Origin of the sequence: Burkholderia sp. NFPP32, from assembly GCF_900119325.1 — a bacterium.
Lineage (GTDB): Bacteria > Pseudomonadota > Gammaproteobacteria > Burkholderiales > Burkholderiaceae > Burkholderia > Burkholderia pyrrocinia_C.
Map to the genome: position 1 here is coordinate 160388 of NZ_FPJP01000010.1, position 16683 is coordinate 177070.

17 protein-coding genes are annotated in these 16683 nt (G+C 67.1%); 6 read left to right on the forward strand and 11 right to left on the reverse strand.

The annotated features are described in order from the left end of the window. Positions 1-381: 381 nt before the first annotated feature. Positions 382-1281: an EamA family transporter RarD gene (gene rarD / locus BT264_RS20135; protein WP_072440030.1), complete on the reverse strand. Its 900-nt coding sequence runs from the start codon at positions 1279-1281 to the stop codon at positions 382-384. Between the two features lie 16 nt (positions 1282-1297). After that, the gene (locus BT264_RS20140; RefSeq protein WP_034187849.1) at positions 1298-1594 is read right to left on the reverse strand and encodes an acylphosphatase; all 297 of its coding nucleotides are present in this window, start codon (positions 1592-1594) and stop codon (positions 1298-1300) included. Positions 1595-1797: 203 nt separating this feature from the next. Between BT264_RS20140 and hpnA the strand changes: the two genes are divergently transcribed. Both hpnA and BT264_RS20155 read left to right on the forward strand, forming a co-directional pair. Then, positions 1798-2805: a hopanoid-associated sugar epimerase gene (gene hpnA / locus BT264_RS20150; protein WP_072440028.1), complete on the forward strand. Its 1008-nt coding sequence runs from the start codon at positions 1798-1800 to the stop codon at positions 2803-2805. 108 nt (positions 2806-2913) lie between these two features. Further along, positions 2914-4293, forward strand: a complete 1380-nt coding sequence (locus tag BT264_RS20155; protein ID WP_072440026.1) for a phage tail protein — start codon at positions 2914-2916, stop codon at positions 4291-4293. Between the two features lie 123 nt (positions 4294-4416). On the opposite strand, the gene BT264_RS20160 is transcribed toward BT264_RS20155, so the two are convergent. Then, entirely contained in the window at positions 4417-5604 is a 1188-nt protein-coding gene (locus BT264_RS20160; protein WP_072440024.1) for a glycosyltransferase, read from the reverse strand. 397 nt (positions 5605-6001) lie between these two features. Here BT264_RS20160 and ispH point away from each other — a divergent pair, with 397 nt between their 5' ends. Together ispH and hpnH are read left to right on the forward strand one after the other, a co-directional pair. Continuing rightward, on the forward strand, positions 6002-6943 hold the full coding sequence (gene ispH, locus BT264_RS20170) for a 4-hydroxy-3-methylbut-2-enyl diphosphate reductase (RefSeq protein ID WP_034181594.1): 942 nt from the start codon (positions 6002-6004) through the stop codon (positions 6941-6943). A gap of 12 nt (positions 6944-6955) precedes the next feature. Further along, the gene (gene hpnH, locus BT264_RS20175) at positions 6956-8116 is read left to right on the forward strand and encodes an adenosyl-hopene transferase HpnH (RefSeq protein ID WP_034181593.1); all 1161 of its coding nucleotides are present in this window, start codon (positions 6956-6958) and stop codon (positions 8114-8116) included. A 225-nt stretch (positions 8117-8341) separates the two neighbouring features. On the opposite strand, the gene BT264_RS20180 is transcribed toward hpnH, so the two are convergent. Next, positions 8342-8830: a hypothetical protein gene (locus BT264_RS20180; RefSeq protein ID WP_072440021.1), complete on the reverse strand. Its 489-nt coding sequence runs from the start codon at positions 8828-8830 to the stop codon at positions 8342-8344. Between the two features lie 223 nt (positions 8831-9053). Next, positions 9054-9431 (reverse strand): hypothetical protein, encoded by a 378-nt coding sequence (locus BT264_RS20190; RefSeq protein ID WP_072440285.1) that lies wholly within the window; start codon positions 9429-9431, stop codon positions 9054-9056. A 489-nt stretch (positions 9432-9920) separates the two neighbouring features. Between BT264_RS20190 and BT264_RS20195 the strand changes: the two genes are divergently transcribed. Both BT264_RS20195 and BT264_RS20200 read left to right on the forward strand, forming a co-directional pair. Then, a complete protein-coding gene (locus tag BT264_RS20195; RefSeq protein WP_072440019.1) occupies positions 9921-10274 on the forward strand; it encodes a DOPA 4,5-dioxygenase family protein in 354 nt (117 codons plus the stop codon). Positions 10275-10393: 119 nt separating this feature from the next. Then, positions 10394-10825 carry a nuclear transport factor 2 family protein gene (locus BT264_RS20200; protein ID WP_072440017.1) on the forward strand — a complete coding sequence of 144 codons (432 nt, stop codon included), beginning with the start codon at positions 10394-10396 and terminating at the stop codon, positions 10823-10825. 57 nt (positions 10826-10882) lie between these two features. Here BT264_RS20200 and BT264_RS20205 read toward each other — a convergent pair whose 3' ends face one another. The 6 genes from BT264_RS20205 to BT264_RS20230 form a co-directional block, all read right to left on the reverse strand. Beyond that, entirely contained in the window at positions 10883-11503 is a 621-nt protein-coding gene (locus tag BT264_RS20205; RefSeq protein WP_047902192.1) for a PAQR family membrane homeostasis protein TrhA, read from the reverse strand. A gap of 196 nt (positions 11504-11699) precedes the next feature. Then, positions 11700-11906: a YbdD/YjiX family protein gene (locus tag BT264_RS20210; protein WP_006480280.1), complete on the reverse strand. Its 207-nt coding sequence runs from the start codon at positions 11904-11906 to the stop codon at positions 11700-11702. Positions 11907-11918: 12 nt separating this feature from the next. After that, a complete protein-coding gene (locus BT264_RS20215; RefSeq protein WP_072440015.1) occupies positions 11919-13997 on the reverse strand; it encodes a carbon starvation CstA family protein in 2079 nt (692 codons plus the stop codon). A gap of 373 nt (positions 13998-14370) precedes the next feature. Continuing rightward, entirely contained in the window at positions 14371-14769 is a 399-nt protein-coding gene (locus BT264_RS20220; RefSeq protein ID WP_072440013.1) for a PIN domain-containing protein, read from the reverse strand. After that, positions 14766-15011, reverse strand: coding sequence for an AbrB/MazE/SpoVT family DNA-binding domain-containing protein (locus BT264_RS20225; protein WP_072440283.1), 246 nt, complete (start codon positions 15009-15011; stop codon positions 14766-14768). The genes BT264_RS20220 and BT264_RS20225 overlap by 4 nt, the downstream gene beginning before the upstream one ends. Before the next feature lie 117 nt (positions 15012-15128). Further along, positions 15129-16619, reverse strand: coding sequence for an alanine/glycine:cation symporter family protein (locus tag BT264_RS20230; RefSeq protein ID WP_072440011.1), 1491 nt, complete (start codon positions 16617-16619; stop codon positions 15129-15131). Between the last annotated feature and the right edge of the window lie 64 nt (positions 16620-16683).

Here is a 16683-nt window from a genome sequence, read left to right on the forward strand (position 1 = left end):
GCCGGGGAATGGATCGGGAATGAGAAGGCGAGCGCGATCAGCGGCGATGCGCGTATGCCCGCATCGCGCCAAACCAGCCGGCCAGGCACGGAGATGACCGTTCATTGGAAAGCTGCATACGAAGGGAAGTCGGTCAGGCCAGTCTAATGGCCGATCCGGGGAGACCCTAAGTAACAAAATGCAACCGAATCTTCTGTTCGATTACAAGCGTGAGACCGGCGACATGAAGCGGGCAGCGCCGCCAGATTCACGCCAGCGCGTCGCCAGTTTGCGGTCAGTATCGATGTGTTCGATCACGGTTCGACCGCTGTTCGATCGTCGAGCGATACACGATGCGCGGCACGTCCCGCGCGGCCGCCGCACCGCGATCGAGATCGAAACTTATCCGCGCGCGGGCAAGCGCCGCATCAGCATTGCGCTGTGCCATGCGGTCAGCGCGACGGCGACCCAGATCGGCCCGTATGTCGCGAGCTTCGCGACGCTCAGCGTCTCGCCGAGCAGCAGCAGCGACACCGCGACGAGCAGCACGGGCTCGACGTAGCCGAGAATCCCGAACAGCGCCATCGGCAGCATCCGGCTCGCCTTCAGGTAGCTCGCGAGCGCGAGCGTGCTGAGCACGCCGAGCCCCGGCAACAGCGCGGCCCACAGCACCGGATTGCTCGCGACGCGCGTCGTGCTCGCCGCGACCATCGCAAACGCGAACGGGCACAGCAGCACGATCTCGATCGCGAACGCGGCCAGCGAATCCGCGTTGATCCGGCGGCGCAGCACGAAATACGGCGGATAGCCGAGCGCGACGACGAGCGTCGGCCACGCGAACGCGCGCGTCGCCCACACTTCGTGCACGACGCCGAGCGCGGCGCACGCGACCGCCGCCCATTGCAGCGGGTCGAGGCGTTCGTGATAGTAGAAGCGGCCGACGAGCACCATCGTCAGCGGCAGCAGGAAATAGCCGAGCGACACCTCGAGCATGCGGCCGTGCAGCGGCGCCCACAGGAACAGCCACAACTGCAGGCCGAGCAGCGCCGCGCTCGCGGGCAGCGCGATCAGCAGACGCCAGTCGCGCACGCTGCGCCGCGCGAGGTCGACGAGCGCGGGCCAGCGGTCGCGCAACGCGATCAGCGCGAGCGCGCCCGGCGCGGTCCACAGTACGCGCCACGCGAAGATGTCGAGCCCGGTGAGCGGCGCGAGCAGCTTCGCGTAAACCGACATCAGCGCGAACAGCGTCGATGCCATCACCGACAGCATGAGGCCGCGCCCGGCTTCCGGATACCCCGTCATGGTTGTCGTGCGCCTGTTACTGCTGCTGGAAACGCTCGAAGCGCCTTTCGGTCCGGCGTTCCTCGAACGTCACCTCGGTCACGCGCGCGGCCGGCGGCCCGTGGCGCAGCCACGCGAGCATCCGGTCGATCTGCGCGCCGGGGCCCTGGATCATCGCCTCGACGCTGCCGTCCTCGAGATTCGCGACCCAGCCGCGCAGCTTCAGCGCATGCGCCTCGCGCACCGTCGCATGACGGAAGCCGACGCCCTGCACGACGCCGCGCACCCGCACGTAGTAGGTCTCGATCCGTTCGTCCAGTTCATTGCGGCTCATCGCGTCGCCCTCCCGTTGCATTCAAGCCCGGCATTGTAGTCGGGTCGGCCGCTTCGCACACGCGTGCGGCGGACCGGCCGCACGCCGCCACGCAAGCACGGCCCGCCGGGGCGCCGGCGTTGCGTCGCCGCACGCGCCGACCACGTACAATCTCGCCGACGCTCAACCGCCGCGCCGCTCGCGCGCGGCCCTGAAGGAAACGCATGACTGATACCTCCCGCGATCTCGTTCTCGTCACCGGCGCGTCCGGTTTCGTCGGCTCGGCCGTCGCGCGCATCGCGCAGCAGAAAGGCTTTGCGGTGCGCGTGCTCGTGCGCCCGACCAGCCCGCGCACGAACGTCGCGGATCTCGACGCCGAGATCGTCACCGGCGACATGCGCGACGAGGCGTCGATGCGCGCCGCGCTGCGCGGCGTGCGCTACCTGCTGCACGTGGCGGCCGACTACCGGCTGTGGGCGCCCGATCCCGACGAGATCGAGCGCGCGAACCTCGAAGGCGCGGTCGCGACGATGCGCGCGGCACGCGCCGAAGGCGTCGAGCGGATCGTCTATACGAGCAGCGTCGCGACGCTGAAGGTCACGAGCGCGGGCGACCCGTCCGACGAAAACCGGCCGCTCACGCCCGAGCAGGCGATCGGCGTCTACAAGCGCAGCAAGGTGCTCGCGGAACGCGCGGTCGAGCGGATGATCGCCGACGAAGGGCTGCCGGCCGTGATTGTCAACCCGTCGACGCCGATCGGCCCGCGCGACGTGAAGCCGACGCCGACCGGCCGCATCATCGTCGAAGCCGCGCTCGGCAAGATTCCCGCGTTCGTCGACACGGGGCTGAACCTCGTGCACGTCGACGACGTCGCGCACGGTCACTTCCTCGCGCTCGAGCGCGGCCGGATCGGCGAGCGCTACATCCTCGGCGGCGAGAACCTGCCGCTGCAGCAGATGCTGGCCGACATCGCGCAGATGACGGGCCGCAAGGCGCCGACGATCGCGCTGCCGCGCTGGCCGCTGTACCCGCTCGCGGTCGGTGCCGAAGCGGTCGCGAAGTTCACGAAGAAAGAGCCGTTCGTCACCGTGGACGGGCTGCGGATGTCGAAGAACAAGATGTATTTCACGTCCGCGAAGGCCGAGCGCGAGCTCGGCTACCGTGCGCGCCCGTACCGCGAAGGGCTGCGCGATGCGCTCGACTGGTTCGGCTCGGCGGGGTACCTGAAATAACACAAAGCGGCGCGCGGCGCGCCGCCTTGCGCACTTTGTTACACGTCGCGCGCGGACCGGCACCGGCGCAGCGGTTAAAATCGCGGGTCTTACGCAGAGAAGACACGCATGAACCTGAACGATCAGATCGATTCGCTCAACGCGGGCGTCGATCAGCTCCTCCACGATCACCACGCCGCGCAGCAGGCGGCCCGCAGCGCGGAAGCCTTCGCGCGCGCCGCAGCAGCGGAAGCCCAGGCCGCGGCGCAACGTCACGCCGCCGCGGAAGCCGAAGCGCAGGCCGCAGCGCAGCGCCACACGGCGGCAGCCGCCGAGGCCGAAGCCGCGCAGCAGCGCCACGCGGAAGCCACCGCCGCCGCCGAAGCCGCCGCCCACCGTCATACGGATGCCGCCGCGCAAGCCGAGGCCGCCGTGCTGCGCCATACGGAAGCCACCGCACGGACCGAAGCACTCGCGCAACGTCATGCGGATGCCGAAGCCGCATCGCAACGACACGCAGCCGCGATCGCCGAAGCCGAGGCCGCCGCGCAACGCCATGACGCCGCTGCGACCGAAGCCGATGCGGCCGCGCAGCGCCATGCGGCAGCGGCCGCCGAAGCCGAGGCCGCCGCGAAGCGTCACGCGCAAGCGACCGCCGAAGCCGAAGCAGCCACGCAGCGCCATACAGCCGCGATCGCCGAGGCCGAAGCGCTCGCGCAGCGTCACGCGGAAGCGATCGCCGAAACGCAGGCCGCCGCGCAGCGTCATGCCGATGCGACCGCCGAGGCCGAAGCCGTCACGCAGCGTCACGCCGAAGCGATCGCGCAGGCCGAAGCCGCCGCGCAACGCCACGCCGACGCCACCGCGCAGGCCGAAGCCCTCACGCAGCGCCATGCCGAAGCGATCGCGCAAGCCGAAGCCGCCGCACAGCACCACGCGAAGGCCGTCGCCGACGCCGAAGCGCTGGTCGAGGCCGTCGTCAACGAAGCCGCGACGAACGCGGTTGCCGCCCCGGCCGTTGCCGCCGAAACCGTCGAACCGGCACCGGCGGACACGCCGGCGGCGGAACCGGCTGTGAACGCATCCGCGCCGGCTGCGGCCGATACGACAGCCGACGCCGGAACCGCGATCGTCGCGCCGGCGCAAGCCGAAGCCGAAACCGAAGCCGCCGCCGCCCCGGCCGACAAGGCGACGCTGCACGTGGCGCGGCCGTCGCAGAACGAGATCGCGCTGACCATCAACGGCGAATCGATCACGCTGAATCCGGACCAGCTCGGCCAGCTGATCGAGGAACTGGCGCATGCGCGCGCGTCGATGCAGCCGGAACCGCCGCAGGGCATCCCGCCCGGCTGGCGTTTCGTGTCGACGAAGAACCCGATGATGGCCGTGCAGAAGCAGTCGAACGGCGACCGCCTGCTGGTCGCCCGCCACACCGGCTTCGGCTGGGTGCCGTTCACGTTCTCGCCCGACGTGGTGATCCAGATGTACATGATGCTGACCCAGCGGTAAGCACCGGCAGGCAGCACCGCCGAAAACGACACAGCCCGACCGGTTTCCACCGATCGGGCTGTTTGCTTTCCGGCTGCCGGAACGGCAGCGTCCCGGGACGCGCGCCAACGGCGCGCGAAACGCTCAGCGCTCCACCGGCGCCTGCACGCGCGCCTTCCACTGGCCGCCCTTGCCGCGCCAGTAGCGCCACGCGGACGCGAACGTCGCGCCGACGTAGAACAGCGCGACGAGCGGCAGCGCGGGCGCCCACAGCGGCGAGCGCCGGTAGTAGCGCAGCATCGGCGCATACGCGGCGCACATCGACGCCCACGCGAGCCACGCCGGCCACGCGCGCGCGCCGTACGCGAGCGCCGCGACGGGCGGCACGAGGTAGATGATCGCCATCCCGAGCAGCGTGCCGGCCAGCAGCAGCGGCGAATAGTGCAGCTGCGTGAACGCGGTGCGCGCGATCATGTTCCAGATGTCGCGCCAGCTGTCGTACGGGCGCAGCGACACGCTGCGGTCGGCCAGGTCGAGCCGGATCGGATGGCGGCCGCTGCCGCGATGCTTGATCTGCGCGGCGAGGCTGCAGTCGTCGATCAGCGCACCGCGGATCGACTCGATGCCGCCCGCTTCCTCAAGCGCCGTGCGCTTCACGAGCATGCAGCCGCCCGCGGCGCCGGCCGTCCGGTTGCGCGGGTTGTTGATCCACGAGAACGGGTAGAGCTTCGCGAAGAAGAACACGAACGCCGGGATCAGCGCCTTTTCCCAGAACGAATCGCAGCGCAGCCGCACCATCAGCGACACGAGATCGCGGTGCTCGGCCTGCGCGCGCGTGACGAGCTGCGCGACGGCATCGGACGGGTGGCCGATGTCGGCATCCGTCAGCAGTAGGTAGTCGGCCGGCAGGCCGAGCGTCTGCACCGCGGCGATCCCCTGCGACTGCGCCCACACCTTGCCCGACCAGCCGCCCGGCAGCGGCTTCGCGGCCAGCACCGTCAGCCGGTCGGCGCGGTTGATCGCGAGCGCCGCAGCACGGGCCGCGTCGGCGGTGCCGTCGTCGCTGTGGTCGTCGACAATGATCAGATGAAAGTCGCCCGGATAATCCTGCTCGAGCAGCGAAGTCGCCGCGCGGGCGATCACGTCGGCCTCGTTGCGCGCCGGCACGACCGCGACGACGGCCGGCCAGCCCGCGTCGGCCGCCGCACCGCGCGCGTCGGGCGGCAGCGGCCGCGCCGGCACCGCGCGCCAGAAGCCGCCGCGCGCGACGAGCAGCACGATCCAGATCATCAGCGACAGGCCGGACACCAGGAAAGCGATCACCAGCATCATCGGCGCGCCTCCGGCCGGACGCCGGCGTTTTGAATGGGGGTCAGGAACAAAACGCCCGAAACCGCTCGGGCGGCCGGGCAATACGCGTAAGAATCGACGGTCATCGAATGGCCTTGAAATGAGCGCGACGCCGGGCAGCCGGAGCGGCCGCCCGCGAAACCGCGTAGTTTACTGGGTTCCGCGCGCGCCAGCGCCGACGCGGCTCTCACGCAATTGCAACACGGAAGATACGGCACCAGAGCAAGGACTGCCCGATAGGGTTAAAATGCGCGATTAATTCGGGGTTCCGGGGCCTGGTCTGGCCGGTTCGTTCCTGCCTTCATAACTTCAAGCCGGGGCGATCGAGTTGGTGCCAGCTCTTCGAACCCCGGCGTCTGTCGTCGGAGTTCGCTCACTTATGCGAGTCATCCTTGCCCAGCCCCGCGGCTTTTGTGCGGGGGTTGTCCGTGCGATCGAGATCGTCGATCGCGCGCTGCAACAGCACGGCGCGCCGGTTTATGTGCGTCATGAGATCGTTCATAACCGGCATGTCGTCGAAAACCTGCGTAATAAAGGGGCACGATTCGTTGAGGAACTCGACGAGGTGCCGCACGGCGCTGTCGCGATCTTCAGCGCGCACGGTGTCGCCCAGACGGTCGAGCGCGACGCGGAAACGCGCGGGCTCGACGTGCTCGACGCGACCTGCCCGCTCGTCACGAAGGTGCACGTGCAGGGCCGCCAGTATGTCGCGGCGGGCCGCCGGCTGATCCTGATCGGCCACGCGGGCCACCCGGAAGTCGAGGGTACGATCGGCCAGATTCCGGCCGAGGTGATCCTCGTGCAGAGCGAAGCCGAAGTCGCGACGCTGACGCTGCCCGTCGATACGCCGGTCGCGTACATCACGCAGACCACGCTGTCGGTCGACGATACGCGCGGCATCATCGAAGCGCTGCAGCGCCGGTTCACCGACCTGGTCGGCCCGGACACGCGCGACATCTGCTATGCCACACAGAATCGCCAGGCCGCCGTGCGCGAGCTGAGCGAACAGGTTGACGTGCTGCTCGTCGTCGGCGCGACGAACAGCTCGAACTCGAACCGCCTGCGCGAGATCGGCACCGAAAGCGGTGTGCCGAGCTATCTCGTCGCCGACGGCTCGGAAGTGAAAGCCGAATGGTTTGCGGGCGTGCAGACGGTCGGCCTGACCGCCGGCGCGTCGGCGCCCGAAGAGATGGTCGAGGATGTAATCGGCGCGCTGCGCGCGCTGGGGCCCGTCGATGTCGCGACGATGGCGGGCCGTGAGGAAAAAGTCGAATTCAAGCTGCCGGCGAAGCTCACGCAAGCTGTCGCCCGCGAAGTTTAAGGAGGACATCCCTTGTCTATTCCGCTGCTCCAGCAAGTCCGTGTCGGCGCGTATATCGTGCGCCAGCACCTGTCCGGCAACAAACGCTATCCGCTCGCGCTGATGCTCGAGCCGCTGTTCCGCTGCAACCTCGCGTGCAACGGCTGCGGCAAGATCGATTATCCGGACCCGATCCTGAACCAGCGCCTGTCCGTCGAGGAATGCCTGCAGGCCGTCGACGAGTGCGGCGCGCCCGTCGTGTCGATCGCCGGCGGCGAACCGCTGCTCCACAAGGAGATGCCGGAAATCGTCAAGGGCATCATGAAGCGCAAGAAATTCGTGTACCTGTGCACGAACGCGCTGCTGATGGAAAAGAAGATGGACGACTACGCGCCGAGCCCGTATTTCGTCTGGTCGGTCCACCTCGACGGCGACCAGCAGGCGCACGATCACTCGGTGTCGCAGGAAGGCGTGTACGACAAGGCCGTCGCGGCGATCAAGGAAGCGAAGCGCCGCGGCTTCCGCGTGAACATCAACTGCACGCTGTTCAACGATGCGGTGCCCGAGCGCGTGGCGAAGTTCTTCGACACGCTGGGGCCGATCGGCGTCGACGGCATCACGGTGTCGCCGGGCTACGCGTACGAGCGCGCGCCGGATCAGCAGCACTTCCTGAACCGCGACAAGACGAAGAACCTGTTCCGCGAAATCCTGAAGCGCGGCGAAGGCGGCAAGCGCTGGTCGTTCAGCCAGTCGTCGCTGTTCCTCGACTTCCTGGCCGGCAACCAGACGTACAAGTGCACGCCGTGGGGCAACCCGGCGCGTACGGTGTTCGGCTGGCAGAAGCCGTGCTACCTGGTCGGCGAAGGTTACGTGAAGACCTTCAAGGAACTGATGGAAACGACCGAGTGGGACAACTACGGCGTCGGCAACTACGAGAAGTGCGCTGACTGCATGGTCCACTGCGGCTTCGAGGCAACGGCCGTGATGGACACGATCGCGCACCCGCTGAAGGCGCTGCGCGTGAGCACGAAGGGCATCAAGACCGACGGCCCGTTCGCACCGGACATCTCGATCGCGAAGCAGCGCCCGGCCGAGTACGTGTTCTCGCGCCACGTCGAGATCAAGCTCGAGGAAATCCAGCGCGCCGGCAAGGGCAAGCTGCAGAAGCCGGCGAAGCCGGCAACGGCGGCTTAAGCTTAAGCGCATTTCGCCGCGCGGCGGCCGTGCCTCCGCGCCGGCGGGCATGAATGAAGCGCCACGGAGTTCGCTCCGTGGCGCTTTTGTTTTGGGCCGCTGGATTGTGCCCGCACCACGTTGTCGCGGCGACCGCGCAATCGCCGACGTCGCGCGATTGCATCGGCCGCGCCGGTGCGGCCGGCCCTGTCTCCTCCATCCTCCCTGCAAAACCGGCGCGCGGCACTACGCAACCAGCGATGCGGCCGCGTTCATACGCATCTTCTCCGCCGCGCTCGCGACGAGCGCCGGCTGGCCGCTCGTCGCGAACACGCAGACATGACGCCACAGCTCGGCAAGCCGATGCCGCGTAAGCGTCGCAACGCAGGTATCGTGCGCCGCAAGCACGCGCTCGAGCACTGCGCATTCGTCGTCGCGCAGCGCCCATGCGCCGCTTTGCGCCGCGCGCGCCACGCCCGCATCGAGCGCACGCTCCGCGTCGACGCACAGGTCGATGTCCGCGCCCCCGCACACCGCATCGTCGATCGCCAGGAACACCAGATAGACGCTCGTGCGCAACCGCATCAGCAGCGCCTCGTTGCCATGCTCGCCGCGCAGCGCGACGAGCGCCATGTGGCATTTCAGCGAGATGTCGCGTGCATGCGCGGGCGGCAGCGGCAGCAGCCATTCGCGGGTCAGCGGCACGCGGCGACGGTTCTTCCGGCCGGCCTTCATGATTCGCGCTCGCCCTCGGCAGCATCGCTCGACGCGAAATCCGGCCACGCGGCGCGACACGCGGTCGTGCCGCGCCCCGCAGTGCGGTTGTCCTTCGCACGGCGCCGCGCGCCGTGCCCGTCGTTGCGTCGCGGCGTCGCTCGCGCATCCGGCAACCGGCTCGGTGCCGACGCGCGCGCGACGTTGGCGGATCGAAGCTGGCAAGCCATGCTCGTCTGCCGCATCAGAACGTGTTCTCGCCTTTCAGGTAGTACGCGGTCTTCACGAAGAACGCCTTGACCGGATGGCCGCCCTGCACGTCGCGCGCGGCGCGCGCTTCCATCGCGGCCCGCTCTTCGCGCGACCGGTCGGGCACCGGATTGCGGACACGTTCGAGCGCACGCTGCATCGCGAGCGGATAGTTCTGGTTGCCGGCCGTCGTCGCGCGATAGCCGGCACGGGTCATCTGCATCAGTTGCGCGTCGGTTTCGGCGCGCGCCGCCGACCAGCTCAGCCGCGCGGCATTCGACTGCCAGTCGGAGCCGGCCGACTGCGCAAAACTGACGGCGGGCAGCGCAACGAGTGCGCAGGAAAGAACAGCAACGGGAACGAGGGATCGCATGGTGGCCTCCAGATGGTTGTCCCCGCATCGATCGCGATCGTCGATGCGTTGAAACCATCGTATGTCGCGCCGCATTCCGCTTGAATAGCCGATTTCGCAATTGATATTTTCAGCCTTGCATTCGGCGTGCGATCTGCGTCATTCCCCCATCCCGCCGAAACGGAATTTCTTTATTTCATTCAACTGCCTGATTGCATTTTTCCGGTTGCCTCAAAGCACGCTCGCACCGCTTTTTCAATTTCCGAAATGACGTGTTGCCGGTGCCACCCCGGCCAGCGCACGTGCCGGCGCGGCTTCCGGCGTGATATCGCGCATGCCGATACCACAAGCCCGGTTTCGTCGGATCAAACGGTTCTTCTGATACAGGACAAATCATCGGCTTCGGATTGCCGGACCGTGACACGACGCATACGGCAAGGACGCGCGATAATCACGCATCGGCCGTTTCGCACGGCGCTTCATGCATTCCCATTTTTATCGAGTCCTTCCATGGCTGCCCTCGACACCACCGCCATCGACAGTTGGCACGCGCACGTCTATTTCGATGCGGCCAGCCGCGACGCGGCCTGGGCGTTTCGCCAGGTCGTCGACGAACGGTTCGGCGCGGTCATCGAACTCGGCCGCTTTCACGAACGCCTCGTCGGCCCGCATCCGGCATGGTCGTACCAGATCGCGTTCGACGCCGCGCGATTCGACGACATCGTGCCGTGGCTCGTGCTGAACCACGGCGCGCTCGATATCTTCCTGCATCCGAATACCGGCGACGACCTGCGCGACCATCGCGATTGCGCGGTGTGGATCGGCAAATCCTATGTGCTGAATCTCGACGCGCTGGCCGGATAAGGTCTGACGCGCGGCCGCCTTCAACCAGGGCCGCATCCACGTTTCGGGCCGACGTGAAACGTCTCGCGGCGTCGCGCCCATACAGTGGGTTCCGTTATCGACACTTCAGGGAACCCGCCATGACACACGCCGACGCCGATGCCCGGCGCATCCATGCAGGCTGGCACGCCGCCGTCGTCGCTCGCGATCTCGATGCGCTGATGTCGCTGTACGCGGACGACGCGGTGCTCGAAACACCGCTCGCCGTCGTCACGCTGCCCGACCACGGCTCGGGCGTGCTGCACGGCAAGGCCGCGATCGGCGAGTTCTTCGCGGCCGGCCTGCGCAATCCGGGCAACAGGCTCGGACGCTGGTACCGGACCGGGTCGTTCTTCTCGAACGGCCGCCAGCTCACATGGGAATATCCGCGCGAAACGCCGGAAGGCGACCAGGTCGATCTCGTCGAGGTGATGGATCTGCGCGACGGGCTGATCGCGCATCATCGCGTGTACTGGGGATGGGTCGGCTTTCTCGCGCTGCAAGCCGCGATGCTGGCGCCCGACCGCGCCTGACGGCCACCGGCGAGCGGGCCGCGGCCATGACCGCCGCGCGCCGACAGCGCATTCCGCTCACGCCACATACATCGCGACACTGACGAACTGGCACAGGCTGCCGGCCAGCACGAACAGGTGCCAGATACCGTGCCCGTGACGGATGCGTTCGTCGTTGATGAAGAAGTAAATCCCGGCGCTGTAGATCACGCCGCCGGCCACGAGCCACGCGGTGCCCACCGGCGGCAGCGCATGGATCAGCGGGCGCACCGCGACGAGCGCGAGCCAGCCCATCAGCACGTACAGGATCATCGACAGCATGCGCGTGCGCCGCCCGAGCGTCAGTTCCTGCACGATGCCCAGCACGGCGAGCCCCCAGCTCACACCGAACAGCGACCAGCCCCACGGGCCGCGCAACGTGACCAGCGTAAACGGCGTGTAGCTGCCGGCGATCAGCAGGTAGATCGCCGAATGGTCGCATTTCTGCAGGATCGCTTTCAGGCGCGGGTTGCGCACGCTGTGGTACAGCGTCGAGATCGCATAGAGCAGGATCAGCATCGCGCCGTACACGCTGAAGCTCACCACCTTGTACGGGTCGCCTTCGAGCGCGCCCATCGTCACGAGCGCCACGAGGCCCGCCACCGACAGCACCGCGCCGACGAGATGGGAAATGCTGTTGAAACGCTCACCGACATGCACGACGTGTTCTCCTGCGGGTTCACCGGGGAAAAATGAGTTCTATGATACCGGCCGCCGGACGTTGCCGTGCTGCGCGCCGGCAAACGACGCGGCGATATCCGCGACAGGCGCGCCGTCTGCCCCGCCAAAGAAAAAGCGCCGCGAAATCCATCGCGGCGCTTCCTTGTAAATCACAGAACCCTTTCACCGGCCCGGTTCAGCAGCACTTCCCTGCTCCCGACCCGTACCGCGCATTCTGACGCTCGCGGAAAAATTCCTCGTACGTCATCGGCTCGCGGTCCGGATGGGTTTCGCGCATGTGCGCGACATAGGTGTCGTAGTCGGGCAGGCCGACCATCAGCCGCAACGCCTGCCCGAGGTAACGCCCCGCGCTGCGCAGGTCGCTGCCAAGATCGCTGAACATCGCGGCCTCCCCTTAACGTCCGCTGCCGAGCGCCTGCGCGGCCGGCATCGCTTCGTACGGCGTCTCGCGCACGGTCGGCTTCGACTCGCGGCGCGCGCGCAGCACGGCGATCACGCCGTACACCGCGATGCAGATGACGACGAAGATGAACAGCCCGGCCAGCGCCGCATCGATATAGTCGTTGAAGATGATCCGCTTCATCTGCGCGATCGACTTGGCCGGCGCGAGCACCTTGCCTTCGTCCACCGCGGCCTGCAGCTTCGCGGCGTGCGCGAGGAAGCTGACCTTCGGGTTCGCGTCGAAAATCTTCTGCCAGCCGGCCGTCAGCGTGCAGATCAGCAGCCATGCCGTCGGCACGATCGTCACCCATGCATAGCGCTCGCGCTTCATCTTGAACAGCACGACGGTGCCGAGCACCAGCGCGATCGCGGCGAGCATCTGGTTCGAGATGCCGAACAGCGGCCACAGCGTGTTGATGCCGCCGAGCGGATCGACCACGCCCTGGTACAGGAAGTAGCCCCATGCGGCCACGCACAGCCCGGTGGCGACCAGGTTCGCGGGCAGCGACTCGGTGCGCTTGAGCGCCGGGTGGAACGTGCCGAGCAGATCCTGCAGCATGAAACGGCCCGCGCGCGTGCCGGCGTCGACGGCCGTCAGGATGAACAGCGCCTCGAACAGGATCGCGAAGTGATACCAGAACGCCATCATCGCTTCGCCGCCGATCACCTGGTGCAGGATGTGCGCCATGCCGACAGCCAGCGTCGGCGCACCGCCCGCGCGCGCGATGATCGTCGTTTCGCCGACGGCCTTCGCGGTCTGCGTGAGCATGTCGGGCGTCAGCACGAAGCCCCACTGCGTGACGGTGTTCGCGACGGCTTCCGGCGTCGAGCCGAGCACGGCGGCCGGCGCGTTCATCGCGAAATAGATGCCCGGCTCGATCACGCACGCGGCGACCAGCGCCATGATCGCGACGAACGATTCCATCAGCATCGCGCCGTAACCGATGAAGCGCGCGTTGGTTTCGTTGTCGATCAGCTTCGGCGTCGTGCCTGACGAGATCAGCGCGTGGAAGCCCGACACCGCGCCGCACGCGATCGTGATGAACAGGAACGGGAACAGGTTGCCCGACCACACCGGGCCCGTGCCGTCGACGAACTTCGTCAGCGCGGGCATCTTCAGTTCCGGCGCGACGACCAGGATGCCGATCGCGAGGCCCAGGATCGTGCCGATCTTCAGGAACGTCGACAGGTAGTCGCGCGGCGCGAGCAGCAGCCACACCGGCAGCACCGATGCGACGAAGCCATAGCCGATCAGGATCCACGTGAGCTGCGTGCCGCTGAACGTGAACCACGCAGCGAGCGCGGGCGAATCGTGCACGGTCTGGCCGAACGCGATCGACGCCATCAGCAGCACGAAGCCGATGATCGACACTTCGCCGATGCGGCCCGGACGGATGTAGCGCGTATAGACGCCCATGAACAGCGCGATCGGAATCGTCGCGGCGACGGTGAACGTGCCCCACGGCGAATTGGTCAGCGCCTTCACAACGATCAGCGCGAGCACCGCGAGGATGATCACCATGATCAGGAACGCGCCGAACAGCGCGATCACGCCGGGCACGGTGCCGAGCTCCATCTTGACGAGATCGCCGAGCGAGCGGCCGTCGCGGCGCGTCGAGATGAACAGCACGATGAAGTCCTGCACCGCGCCGGCGAACACGACGCCGGCCAGGATCCACAGCATGCCGGGTGTGTAGCCCATCTGCGCGGCGAGCACGGGCCCGACGAGCGGCCCCGCGCCGGCGATCGCGGCGAAGTGATGGCCGAACAGCACGTACTTGTTGGTCGGCACGTAGTCGAGGCCGTCGTTGTACTTGACCGCCGGCGTCATCCGCAGCCCGTCGAGCTGCATGACCTTGCTGGCGATGAAACGGCTGTAGAAGCGATACGCGATCAGATACACGCAGACAGCGGCGATCACGATCCAGAGGGCACTCACGCGCTCGCCGTGCGCGAGTGCGATCGTTCCGAACGAGAACGCGCCGAGCAGCGCGACCGCGATCCAGAGCAGGGTACTGGAAGCCCGATTCATGGCGTCTCCTGGTCTCCAATGTGGTTTTGATGGCATGCGGCCAAGTGGCCGCACACGCGTGACGTCGATGCGTCGTGCCGCAGTCTTGCAAAGGCCGCGACAATGGGCCGTAGTATTCCGTGCGACAGGGGCGGCTTACAAGCGGATAACTACGTATGCGGGGCTACGTAGAATTACGTAGATGCGCTTTTGCCATTCGAAGGGAAGGAAAAAGGGAAATCCGTATTTTGCGGTGGATGAATGGTGCAGTACCACATCCGCCCTCCGCTCTGTGTTTTCCTATGGCTACTCAGCGGTTTTGCGCGCCTGCGCTCGCTTTGTCCGAAATCCTCTAGCAACCCAGTTGCCACACTGATATCGGCTCGCGCCGCGATTATTTGATCAACTGCATACCAGCGACCTTCGAAGCCGTCACGTCGAAAGTAGCTGTGTACTCGCACTCGGCCACGTGCCCCGACCGCTCGATCAGGCAATCCGCGAAATCCGCCTTCGCAGACGCCACGAAAACGCGAAGTGCCTTTCGCACCGTGTCAGCACCTTCAACGACCAGCTCTTTGGTGCCGATCATGGAGTCGATGATGTCGTTCATCTGTTCGCGCTCGACGCCATAGCAGCGCGCGAGCACCCATACGACCTCGACCAGGGCAACCTGCGAAACGTACCCCGGCCGTTCGGCCGACAGGGACTCCATCAGCGCCGTCGCCTTCTTCGACTGTACGGCGTCGTCCTGTGCGAAGTAACGGACCAGCACGTTCGTATCCAGTCCGATCATTGCGCGGATGCCCCCTGCTCCGCGATAGCCCGGTTCATGTCCTCGATCGACACGGGTTTCGCGGGCTTCTTCACGATGCCCTTGAGGGACGCCAGCGGGCGCGTGGCCGGGTAAACCTCATACCGGCCGGTTGTCTCGTTGAGGCTGAATTCGATCCGGTCGCCAGCCTGAAGACCAAGCTGATTGCGCACGTCCACGGGGATCGTGACCTGGCCCTTTGAAGTGATGGTTGCTGCTGTCATGATGGCACCTCCAATATTCCTTACTTTATGGTAAGGGATATTGCCGTTGAAGGCAATTTCGGCGCGCACAGCTGACTCGACGCGCACAGCCGGCCCCGCGTCCGCGCCGTGCAGGCGCTACGATTGCCGTTCCGCAGTCACGACCGACGCGGTTCGACCGTCCGGTTCGCCATTTGCCGCCTCCCGCTTTTCCCAGAACGTCGCGTTCGCGATCCCGAGCGCGGCCGGATCGAACGACGGCTCGCGCCCCGCGCGCTTCTGCGCCTCGTAGTCGCGCAGCGCCTTGAGCGCCGGCTTCTGCAGCAGCAGGATCGCGACGAGGTTCAGCCACGCCATCAGCCCGACGCCGATGTCGCCGAGCGCCCACGCGACGCTCGCGCTCTTCACGGCGCCGTACAGCGTCGCGAGCAGGATCACCGCGCGCAGCACGAACGTGCCGGCGGCGCTGCTGCGCGTGCGGCTCAGGTACGCGACGTTGGTTTCCGCGATGTAGTAGTACGCGAGGATGGTCGTGAACGCGAAGAAGAACAGCGCCATCGCGACAAATGCCGCGCCGAAGCCGGGCAGCACCGATTCGACGGCCATCTGCGTATAGCCGGGGCCAGCCTCGATGCCGGCCGCGCCCGAGAACAGCGCGCGGCCGCTCGGCGCGACCACGTTGTAGGCGCCGGTGATGAGGATCATGAAGCCTGTCGCCGAACACACGAATAGCGTATCGACATAGACGGAGAACGCCTGCACGAGCCCCTGCTGCGCCGGGTGCTTTACTTCGGCGGCGGCCGACGCGTGCGGGCCCGTGCCCTGCCCCGCTTCGTTCGAATAGACGCCGCGCTTCACGCCCCACTGGATCGCCATGCCGAGCATCGCGCCGAAGCCGGCCTGGAAGCCGAACGCGCTCTCGAACACCAGCGCGACGACGCCCGGCAGGCGTTCGATGTCGAGCGCGATCACCACGCACGCGATCAGGATGTAGCCGAGCGCCATGAACGGCACGACGATTTCCGCGACGCGCGCGATCCGCTTCACGCCGCCGAAGATGATGAGGCCGAGCAGCAGCACGAGCACCGAGCCGGTGACGGGCTTCGCGATGCCGAACGAATTCTCGACCGCGGACGAGATCCCGTTCGCCTGCACGCCCGGCAGCAGCAGCCCGCACGCGAGCACGGTCGCGATCGCGAACGCCACCGCGTACCAGCGGATGCCGAGCCCCGTCTCGATGTAATACGCGGGGCCGCCGCGATACTGCCCTTCGCGCCGCACCTTGTAGATCTGCGACAGCGTCGATTCGACGAACGCGGTGCTCGCGCCGAGGAACGCGACGAGCCACATCCAGAACATCGCGCCGGGGCCGCCGAACGTGATGGCCGTGGCGACGCCCGCGATGTTGCCCGTGCCGACGCGCCCCGACAGCGACAGCGCCAGCGCCTGGAACGACGACACGCCTTCCGCCGACGCCTTGCTGCCGCGCATCAGGCGCAGCATCTCGATGAAGTGGCGGACCTGCGCGAAACGCGTGCGCAGCGAGAAGTACAGCCCCGCGGCGAGGCAGAGGAAGATGAGCGCGGGGCTCCAGATAACACCGTTGATCGAATCGACGAGTTGTTCCATAGGGCGTTTCTGTTGAGAACCGGGTGACACGTGGCGGTGGGTCGGATCCGCTGCGCGAATGCAC

What these genes read in the sequence shown, in the direction of transcription:
- BT264_RS20210 (WP_006480280.1), bottom strand. Translation starts at nt 11,906, where the DNA reads ATGTTCAGCGATCTTGGCAGCGACCTGCGCAGCGCGGGGCGTTACCTC.
- BT264_RS20190 (WP_072440285.1), bottom strand. Translation starts at nt 9,431, where the DNA reads ATGCGATCCCTCGTTCCCGTTGCTGTTCTTTCCTGCGCACTCGTTGCG.
- ispH (WP_034181594.1), top strand. Translation starts at nt 6,002, where the DNA reads ATGCGAGTCATCCTTGCCCAGCCCCGCGGCTTTTGTGCGGGGGTTGTC.
- hpnA (WP_072440028.1), top strand. Translation starts at nt 1,798, where the DNA reads ATGACTGATACCTCCCGCGATCTCGTTCTCGTCACCGGCGCGTCCGGT.
- BT264_RS20215 (WP_072440015.1), bottom strand. Translation starts at nt 13,997, where the DNA reads ATGAATCGGGCTTCCAGTACCCTGCTCTGGATCGCGGTCGCGCTGCTC.
- BT264_RS20220 (WP_072440013.1), bottom strand. Translation starts at nt 14,769, where the DNA reads ATGATCGGACTGGATACGAACGTGCTGGTCCGTTACTTCGCACAGGAC.
- rarD (WP_072440030.1), bottom strand. Translation starts at nt 1,281, where the DNA reads ATGACGGGGTATCCGGAAGCCGGGCGCGGCCTCATGCTGTCGGTGATG.
- BT264_RS20180 (WP_072440021.1), bottom strand. Translation starts at nt 8,830, where the DNA reads ATGAAGGCCGGCCGGAAGAACCGTCGCCGCGTGCCGCTGACCCGCGAA.
- BT264_RS20140 (WP_034187849.1), bottom strand. Translation starts at nt 1,594, where the DNA reads ATGAGCCGCAATGAACTGGACGAACGGATCGAGACCTACTACGTGCGG.
- BT264_RS20195 (WP_072440019.1), top strand. Translation starts at nt 9,921, where the DNA reads ATGGCTGCCCTCGACACCACCGCCATCGACAGTTGGCACGCGCACGTC.
- BT264_RS20160 (WP_072440024.1), bottom strand. Translation starts at nt 5,604, where the DNA reads ATGATGCTGGTGATCGCTTTCCTGGTGTCCGGCCTGTCGCTGATGATC.
- BT264_RS20200 (WP_072440017.1), top strand. Translation starts at nt 10,394, where the DNA reads ATGACACACGCCGACGCCGATGCCCGGCGCATCCATGCAGGCTGGCAC.
- BT264_RS20155 (WP_072440026.1), top strand. Translation starts at nt 2,914, where the DNA reads ATGAACCTGAACGATCAGATCGATTCGCTCAACGCGGGCGTCGATCAG.
- BT264_RS20225 (WP_072440283.1), bottom strand. Translation starts at nt 15,011, where the DNA reads ATGACAGCAGCAACCATCACTTCAAAGGGCCAGGTCACGATCCCCGTG.
- BT264_RS20230 (WP_072440011.1), bottom strand. Translation starts at nt 16,619, where the DNA reads ATGGAACAACTCGTCGATTCGATCAACGGTGTTATCTGGAGCCCCGCG.